Source organism: Limosilactobacillus sp. (genome assembly GCF_022651205.1).
Classification (GTDB): domain Bacteria; phylum Bacillota; class Bacilli; order Lactobacillales; family Lactobacillaceae; genus Limosilactobacillus.
Map to the genome: position 1 here is coordinate 1 of NZ_JALCQI010000042.1, position 9,201 is coordinate 9,201.

Sequence of the window (9,201 nt, forward strand, 5' to 3'; positions counted from 1 at the left end):
GCTCACCAAGAACCATTGCCACTAAGCCACGATTAAACTGCGTATCAGCCCGTCCAGGGTGACGCTTTAAAATAGCATCATAGTACGCCGCCGCTTGCTTAAATTCACCTAATGCAAGTAAAGCATCTCCCAATGCCTGATTAATCTCTGGATCTTCTGAACGCAATTCATGGGCAGTTAACCCATAAGCAACTGCTTGCTTATATTGCTTTTTCTTACTGTAACTTTGCGCAAGCATTAAGTATGAATCGGCTTTTAGCTTCTTATCATCAATCTTGTTATAAAGCTTAATTGCACGATCAACCTTACCAACCTCATAGTACAGGTTCCCAAGACCATAGTTTAAGAGGTTTTGGGCCTCTTGGTCATTTTTAGCCTCAAAGATTCCCAATGCCTTCATAAATAATTCTTCGGCTTGGGCATAATCCTGAAGACGAGTTAATAGTGAACCAAGATCATAGTAATTATTTGCCTTATCTGGATGCTCATCAATTGCGGTAATCAACTTGTGAACCAGACGCTCAGTTTGCTTTTTTTTATCTTCACGGTTAGTTTGTGATTCAGTCATTAAAATTCACTCCCTCAGATTGTATCTGTTGGATCGACACTTGTCTTATGTAAATAAGATGTATCATTCCATTTTTCCATTGTAAAGTGCTCAGCATCAGTAGTTGTCAAAATCGTCGTCGAGGTATTGCTAAGCCCACCGCGATCCTTTAAGTGAGCCAATGGAGTGCCCACCAATGCATTGATACTAGCATTTAGTGCTGCCCCGTGAGAAACAATCAGAATGGAGCCGTGGAGATCATTTCGGCAAAACTCCTTGATTGCGTTTCCCATTCGGCTAATAACTTGTTCGAAACTTTCACTTTCAACGATAGAACTATCGTATTGGTCTGGATGGTGACGGAAGTTCTTTAATACTTCTGGCCACTTTTTAGCAACCTCGTCAAAATGCATTCCTTCCATCTTCCCTAAATTAAATTCCTTTAATCGACTATCAATCGTTAATGGAACTGGCCGGTTCAAATGTTGCAATAATGTCATTGCAGTGATCCGGGCACGCTTTAACGGGCTAGCGTATACGTGATTAATTGGTACCTTATTAAGCGAAGCAGCTAATAGTTCGATTTCCCGGTAACTCTGATCAAGAAGGGGCGAATCACCATTAGCTCCCTGATAGCGAGATTCTAAATTCCATTGAGTTTTTCCGTGACGGATTAGATAAACTTTAGTCATGTTATTCGACCTTTTTCCTCTATTTTAACAAAATTTGATCGCCATGTTTCAATCTTTTTAAATATAGATAGGGAAGTTTACCATTCATATATTCATAACGGTAACTTCCCTAATTTGCATTATTTTTCTATATTATTATTTTAAACGTATTGACAAAGGTGGTCATGATTGTAAGCACGATCAATAATTGCACTACCAAGACATTCTTCACCATCATAAAAGACGACCGCTTGTCCTGGAGTAATTGCTCTTGCCGGATCATCAAAGGTCACGGTAACCTTCTGTTGATCTTCAGAGAGGTGAACCGTAACACCAACATCTTTTTGCCGGTAACGGAACTTCGCCGTGCAATGGAAGTCATACTCGTATCGACTAACTACATCGTCAACCCAGTGAATATCACTTGCTTCAAGGTGAGTTGCATAAAGATGTTCATTTTCGTAACCCTGGCCAACATAAAGAATATTTTTCTTAATATCCTTACCAATGACAAACCAAGGAGCATTGCTCTTCTTGTTACCACCAAGGCCAAGACCTCGTCGTTGGCCAATAGTGTAATACATCAGTCCCATGTGATGACCGACAACCTTACCGTCAACAGTTTCCATATTCCCCGGTTGTGCCGGAATATATTGACTCAAGAATTCGCGAAAATGCCCATCCTCACCAATAAAGCAGATCCCAACAGAATCCTTCTTCTTCGCAGTTGCCAAACCGGCTTCTTCAGCAATCTGCCGAATCTCCGGTTTAGTATAACCAGCTAATGGAAAAAGAACCTTGTCAAGCTGGTGGTAATCGAGTTGGCTAAGGAAATAAGTTTGGTCCTTATTCTGGTCCTTTGCGCGCATTAAGTGCATCCGACCATCCTCATCACGCTTTAAATCTGCATAATGACCGGTAGCAACGTAATCTGCCCCAAGTTGGTTTGCATAGTCAATAAATGCCTTAAACTTAATTTCCTTGTTACAGATTACATCTGGGTTAGGCGTTCGGCCCTTTTTATACTCGGCAATGAAATACTTGAAAACTCGGTCCCAGTATTCCTTTTCAAAGTTAACGGAATAGTAAGGGATCCCGATCTTCGTTGCTACTTTGGCAACGTCCTTATAATCTTCGGTTGCGGTACAGACACCGTTTTCGTCTGTATCATCCCAATTTTTCATAAAGACACCAACAACGTCATATCCCTGGCGCTTTAGGAGTAAGGCGGTAACTGATGAATCAACACCACCACTCATTCCAACAACCACACGTGTATGGCTCTTGTCAGACATTATTTAATCACCATCATTTCAAATAGATTCTGGAACAATCTACGATAGAAGGTCGCATGTTACCAGTGTGAACTATTGTAACAAAAGTTAATCATCCCTGCACTAATTTATTCTTTTTCGCGGATAAAAACGTCACGGTCCAGCATCTCTTTCAAAATAAAGTGATATTGTTCAACAAATTCTTTAGAACGGGGATGAGTAAAAATATTAATTTTGCGCATTCCGTTTCCCGTCACCGTTTCCATCTTAAAACCGGTTAAATCTGCCGAAATAAGGATTCGTAACCTAGCGACCGGTTTGAATGGGTTGTCAGTGTCGACACTTCCAAGGTATTCAAAATTACCACGCTTGGTTTCTTCAAAGCCTAAATCGATTAAGGCATAGCGCTTAATGTCGGGACTAATTGAATACTTGTCTGAATCGCCTTGAAGTTGAACTGTTTTTGCAAATTGCATCTAATCCTCGACCCCTTTAACGTTCTTTAGCTTATTAACGATTTTAATAATTGCATCTACCAAGCCATTAACTTCATCTTCAGTGTTTAGTGCACCAAAGCTAATCCGGATTGACTCACCGATACGTGGGCTATCTTTCCCATACATTGCAGTCAAGACGTGAGACGGCTCGATACTTCCGGCGGTACATGCAGAGCCCCCAGAAACAGCATATCCAGCAAGATCAAGGTCCGTTTGCATAACATAGGTTGAGATCCCCTTAAACCATAAATTCAAGACATGATTAAGGTTATTGGGATCGAGTTGCCCGTTAACTTCAAAGGCAACTCCTGCATCTGTTAAGCGCTTAACGATTAACTGTTTAAAGTGGTAATAACGTTCCTGACGTCGTTGCTTTTCTTCCGGTGTGTCAATTGAAACCGCCTTTGCAAAGGCAGCGATTGCTGGTACGTTCTCGGTCCCGGCACGCCGCTTGGTTTCCTGATCACCACCACGAACAAAACTAGGGAAATTAACTCCTTCACGACGATACAGGAAGCCAACCATTTTAGGGCCATTCAACTTATGAGCAGAAGTCGATAGCATATCAATATGATCTGCCTCTACATCGATTGGTAGAAGACCATATGCTTGCACTGCATCAGTATGGAACCATGCCTGATGATCTTTTAAGATTTCGCCAATCTCGTGAATTGGCATCCTGCTACCAACCTCATTGTTCCCCATCATGATCGAAACGAGAATCGTATCATCACGTAAAGCAGCCTTAAAGTCTGCCAACGAAATATTTCCATTCTCATCTACAGGGAGATAAGTAACATCAAATCCAAGCGATTCCAAATAATGCATTGGTTTTAAAATTGCCTCGTGCTCAATCGCAGTAGTAATGATGTGCTTTCCTAACCTTTTCCGTGTCAATGCCGTTTGAATTACTGCGGTGTTATCACTTTCTGTTCCACCACTCGTAAAGATAATCTCTTCATCCTTGGCATTAATACTTTGTGCAATAATATGGCGACTATTTTCCAGAACTAATTTTGAATGACGGCCATAAGAGTACCCCGTGGATGCATTCCCCCAGGTATCCGTCATTTGCTTCATCATTTCGTCAATCACCGGTTTTGTCATCGGTGTTGTCGCCGCATTATCGAAATATACTTCACTCACGCTAACTGTCTCCTCTACCTAGTTATTTAAATCCGCAAATAGTTGCAAAAGCATCTTTGCAGACCGCTTTCCGGCATCAATAATGAATTCATCAAAACTAACACCAGCATCTTCATCACCAGTATCTGACATTGCCCGAACAACAACGTATGGGACACCATGATCGGTGGCTACTTGACCTACGGCAGCCCCTTCCATTTCACTTGATAATGCTTCAGGAAAGTAATGAAGGATCTTTTGAATTGCTTCTTTACTTGCAATAAATTGGTCACCCGAGACGATTAAGCCCCGTTTTACATTCAAACCAGTTTTTTCACCGGCTTCTTCAAGCGCCTTACCCCATTTTGTTGATGCCTTAAATCGTGGTTCCTTACCTGGCAGTTGTCCATAAACATAATCAAATGCTCGGGCATCAACATCATGGTAAGCCGTTTCACTTGAGATCACGACATCCCCCACATGAAGGCCATCGCCAATTCCACCTGCTGAACCGGAATTAATCACAACGTCAACTCCAAAGTCGGTAATAAGGTGTTCAGTGGTGATTCCCGCTTCAACCTTACCGATTCCGGATTCAACTAAGGTGACATTCTGGCTCTCAATTTGACCAGAATAGTACTTCTTACCACCGATCTCTTTGACCTGTTCATTATTCAATGCTGCGGTTAATTCTTTAATTTCCTCGGGCATCGCACAAATAATTCCAAATTTCATTCTCTTCATTCCTTACTTTACAAAAAATAAAATCAAATAAACGATTACAATTGCAACAACTAAACTAATAATCGCAATATTCAACCGTTTCCGTAGCCTGTTCATCTTCTGCTCACTTGTTAACTGCTCTTCTTCAATTTTCTGGGCAGCACGTGATTCAGAAAATGGCTGACGCGGTTCTTCGGTTTCGTCTGGCCTTGCTTGCTGTTGACGATACTGTTGACGCGTCATTCGTTCATTATTACTGCTTTGAGGATCCTTATCCACGGTTTCTCATTCCTTGCCAATAATAAATTGCCATGATAGTCTTCGCATCTTCAATCTGTCCCGCATCAATCATCTTCAATGCTTCGTCAAGGGTTACCTTCTCTAATACTAACTGCTCATCACGATCCTGGGGTAACGCTTCTTTTACGGGAGTCAAGTCAGTTGCTAAATACAATGTCATGTACTCATCAAGGACCCCAATTGAAGTATAAAATGACGAAACCTTCTTTATCGTGTCAGCTTCAAGACGCGTTTCTTCATTTAATTCTCGTTTAGCAGCGTGAAGAGCATTGCGACTATCACGGGAATCAACCTTTCCCGCAGGAATCTCTAGCGTTGTGTTATGGATTGGTGAACGCCATTGCTTTTCCAAAATCATCTTATGGTCATCAGTCAACGCTAAAATTGCCACTGCAGGTGCATGGTGAACAATTTCCCGCTGCGCTTTCAACCCCTTGGGCGTTTCAACCTCTTCAACAGCAACCTTAATTAATTTGCCATCAAAAACCTTCTTCTCACTTAAGGTTTTTTCTTCAAAATTCATTTTAATAACCTCGCTTATTAAGCCGTTGTACATGTGCCGCTTGTGGTCCCCGTTTTCCCTGAACGATCACTAATGAAACTCGCTCTCCCGGAGTTAAAATTCTCAGGCCATGACCTTCAATTCCCGAATAATGAACGAAAATCTCGCCTTCATTAGGGACATTAATAAATCCCCAACCCTTTTCACGATCAAAACTTTTGACTGTGCCTTGTAACATTAATTTCACCTACAAATAAAAATACCAAGCAACATAAACGTCACTTGGTATTTTACAACGCTAATAAGGGTTTGTCATTGATGGACGATTATTTTTCTAAGCCTTCATCAACTGTTTCGGGGAAGTTATCCCGAACAATCTTTGCACAACGCGCACAGAGAGTTGGGTAGGCTTGGTCTGTCCCAACGTCTTCCTTAACCATCCGGCAACGTTGACAAGTTTCACCTGGAGCAACACTAACTTTTACGGCAACCCCATCATTATATTGATCAGCATCACTATCTGCTTCGTCAAGGTCGTGAAGATTCAACTTAGAAACACCGAGTAATAATTGAACATCGGTATTAAGGCCTTCTAATAGTTCCTTATTATGGTCGTTAACGTAAAGATCAACTTGAGCTTCTAATGATTTACCAATCATCTTGGCATTTCGTGCTTCTTCAAGACTCTTCAAGACGTGTGAACGAACTTCCATAAATTCTGACCACTTGTCTAACAAGTCTTCTTCACCATCAAATTGACGAACTTCTGGAATCTCCGTTAACTGAACGAATTCTTCTGGTTCGTTCATGTAGCTCCATACTTCTTCAGTCGTATGTGGCAAGATTGGCGTAAGCAACTTAACCATCGTCAACAAGATGTCATAGAAGACCGTTTGCATTGAACGACGAGTTTGTGAGTCTTCTGGTTCAACGTAAAGTACATCTTTAGCCACGTTCATGTAGAAGGCAGATAAGTCATTGTTGACAAAGTTAATCAATAGCCGGTACGCATCAAGGAAGTCATAGTTATCAAAGTCAGCACGCATCTTCTTAAGGAAGTGGTTTAACTTGATGAGCATGTATTGATCAACAGAACTCAACTTCTCGTAAGCAACGGTATTTTCACTTGCATCAAAATCACTCGTATTGGCAAGTAAAAAGCGGAAAGTATTCCGTAGCTTTCGGTATGCCTCAGAGATTTGTTGGAAGGTTCCCATTGAAACCCGCACATCAGCAGAGGTATCAGCACTCATTACCCAAAGACGGATAATCTCGGCCCCCATTTGTTTAACAACCTTGTTTGGATCGATAACATTACCTTGTGACTTGCTCATCTTATTACCATGCTTATCAAGGGTGAAACCTTGAGAAACGATTGCCTTATATGGAGCATGGCCAGAGCAAACAACGCTGGTAATCAGACTAGAGTTAAACCAACCACGGTACTGATCAGAACCTTCGAGGTAAAGATCAGCAGGGTAAGTTAAGTAATCCCGCTCAGCTAATACCCCTTGGTGTGAAGAACCTGAATCAAACCAAACATCCATAATATCGGTTTCCTTAGTGAACTTCCCATGGGGTGAATGTTCATTAGTGTAGCCGTCTGGAAGAAGATCCTTAGCATCGCGTTCGAACCATACGTTAGAGCCGTACTTCTTAAATAAATCGGCAACGTGATTAATCGTTTCTTCTTCCATAATTGGTGTGCCGTCTTCTGCATAGAAGATTGGTAATGGAACACCCCATACACGTTGCCGGGAAATTACCCAATCGCCACGATCCTTGATCATGTTCCGTAGACGAACCTTACCCCATTCTGGGTAGTACTTAACGTCTTCTAAGGCATCCAAGATATTTTGCCGCATCTTTTCGATTGAAACAAACCATTGATCGGTTGCCCGGAAGATAATTGGTTTCTTTGTCCGCCAGTCGAATGGATAACTGTGCTTTAGTGGTTCTTCAAGTAGTAAGGCATTGTTTTCTTCAAGTTTTTGAAGAGAAATATCGTCAGCCTTTTGGTAGAAGACACCATCAAAATCTTCACCGTTTTCCTTAGTCAATACCCCTTGATCATTAATTGGAGCGAAAATTGGCAGATCATATTTCTTACCAAAGTTGTAGTCATCATCACCATAACCTGGGGCGGTGTGAACTAGACCAGTACCAGCATCGGCAGTAACATAATCAGCAACCCCAACTAACAATTCACGACCCAAGTATGGGTGTTGAGTAGTCATTCCTTCAAGATCTTTACCTGCTAAGTTCTTAACTACTTTGTAATCTTTCCAACCAAGTTTATCTGCAAGGTTCTCTAAGAGGTCTGTTGCAACGACAAATTGACGATCATCGTTAGCTGGCTTTACAACTGAGTAATCAAACTTTGCGTTTACCGCTACAGCTTCAGAAGCAGGAATTGTCCATGGTGTAGTCGTCCAAACAACTAAGTAAGTGTTATTGTCAAGGACACCCTTACCATCTTTTACCTGTTCAACAAAGAAAGCTGTCTTGGCAGTAACGTCATGGTATTCAACTTCCGCTTCAGCTAATGCAGACTCGGATGACCATGACCAATAAACTGGCTTTTTAGCTTGGTATAAGAGACCCTTCTTGGCAAATTCACCAAAGACACGGATTTGAGCAGCTTCAAATTCCTTATCTAGGGTTAAGTAAGGGTGATCCCATTCACCACTAACTCCTAGCCGCTTAAAATCTGTCCGTTGCTTGTCAACTTGTTCTAAGGCATATTTCCGACAAAGATCACGGAATTCTGTCAAACTCATCTTTTTGCGGTCGTAACCGGACTTGGTCAACTGGTGTTCAATTGGTAATCCATGAGTATCCCAACCAGGAACGTAAGGTGCTCTGTAGCCACTCATCGACTTATAACGAACAATAAAGTCCTTTGAAATATGGTTCATGGCGTGACCAATGTGAATATTACCATTGGCATATGGAGGCCCATCATGAAGAACAAACGTTGGCTTCCCCTCATTTAATTTTTGTCGTAATTCATATACTTTATTTTCTTCCCAAACACTTTCACGTTGTGCTTCAGTGACTGGTAATTTACCCCGCATTGGGAACTTGGTCTTACCCAAGTTTAATGTGTCTTTAACACGCATATGCAATTCTCCTTTCTCATTTTAATAACAAGTAATAAAAAAGCTTCATCCCAAAATTGGGACGAAGCTTTCCGTGGTACCACCCGTTTTCAGGATATTTAATATTTTAAATATCCCCTCAATCATTGATTAACGGTAATGAACCGACCTAACTTAAGTATTCAGTCAGGTACTCAGGACCGATCAAGTAAAGTAATAATTGATATTAGCCTCACACCTTACGCTAACTCGCTGGATCGTTTTTACTCTACTAATGTCCTTCAACGCTTTTATTACTAATTATCTTAATTTAAACAACTAGTTATTGTCTGGAAAGACAACAACTGTATCACCATCGTCTTCTTCACCGCTAGAATCAGCAGGAGCAGAGGATACCGGTGCGTTCGACTCAGCCGATGATGCATTACTATCAACTGCTGAAGCAAATTCCGTAGAAGAAT

General features: G+C 41.4%; 10 protein-coding genes and 1 other annotated feature. All 10 genes read right to left on the reverse strand.

The window, feature by feature from the left end; translation table 11 throughout:
* The coding region (locus tag LKJ51_RS07105; RefSeq protein WP_291980224.1) for a tetratricopeptide repeat protein at positions 1–568 on the reverse strand (568 nt) is incomplete at its 3' end.
* A gap of 14 nt (positions 569–582) precedes the next feature.
* The gene (locus LKJ51_RS07110; RefSeq protein ID WP_291979592.1) at positions 583–1,239 is read right to left on the reverse strand and encodes a histidine phosphatase family protein; all 657 of its coding nucleotides are present in this window, start codon (positions 1,237–1,239) and stop codon (positions 583–585) included.
* Between the two features lie 140 nt (positions 1,240–1,379).
* Complete coding sequence (gene mnmA / locus LKJ51_RS07115; protein ID WP_291979591.1) at positions 1,380–2,513, reverse strand: tRNA 2-thiouridine(34) synthase MnmA; 1,134 nt, start codon at positions 2,511–2,513, stop codon at positions 1,380–1,382.
* Between the two features lie 107 nt (positions 2,514–2,620).
* Positions 2,621–2,968: a DUF1831 domain-containing protein gene (locus tag LKJ51_RS07120; RefSeq protein ID WP_291979590.1), complete on the reverse strand. Its 348-nt coding sequence runs from the start codon at positions 2,966–2,968 to the stop codon at positions 2,621–2,623.
* Positions 2,969–4,135 (reverse strand): cysteine desulfurase family protein, encoded by a 1,167-nt coding sequence (locus LKJ51_RS07125; protein WP_291979589.1) that lies wholly within the window; start codon positions 4,133–4,135, stop codon positions 2,969–2,971.
* A gap of 18 nt (positions 4,136–4,153) precedes the next feature.
* The gene (locus LKJ51_RS07130) at positions 4,154–4,849 is read right to left on the reverse strand and encodes a 5'-methylthioadenosine/adenosylhomocysteine nucleosidase (protein WP_291979588.1); all 696 of its coding nucleotides are present in this window, start codon (positions 4,847–4,849) and stop codon (positions 4,154–4,156) included.
* Positions 4,850–4,861: 12 nt separating this feature from the next.
* The gene (locus LKJ51_RS07135; protein WP_291979587.1) at positions 4,862–5,116 is read right to left on the reverse strand and encodes a hypothetical protein; all 255 of its coding nucleotides are present in this window, start codon (positions 5,114–5,116) and stop codon (positions 4,862–4,864) included.
* Positions 5,109–5,660 (reverse strand): NUDIX hydrolase, encoded by a 552-nt coding sequence (locus LKJ51_RS07140; protein WP_291979586.1) that lies wholly within the window; start codon positions 5,658–5,660, stop codon positions 5,109–5,111. Before LKJ51_RS07140 ends, LKJ51_RS07135 begins: the two co-directional genes overlap by 8 nt.
* 1 nt (position 5,661) lies before the next feature.
* Positions 5,662–5,877, reverse strand: a complete 216-nt coding sequence (locus tag LKJ51_RS07145) for a cold-shock protein (RefSeq protein ID WP_291979585.1) — start codon at positions 5,875–5,877, stop codon at positions 5,662–5,664.
* An 88-nt stretch (positions 5,878–5,965) separates the two neighbouring features.
* A complete protein-coding gene (gene ileS / locus LKJ51_RS07150; RefSeq protein ID WP_291980225.1) occupies positions 5,966–8,761 on the reverse strand; it encodes an isoleucine--tRNA ligase in 2,796 nt (931 codons plus the stop codon).
* Positions 8,762–8,815: 54 nt separating this feature from the next.
* Positions 8,816–9,034, reverse strand: a binding site (T-box leader).
* Between the last annotated feature and the right edge of the window lie 167 nt (positions 9,035–9,201).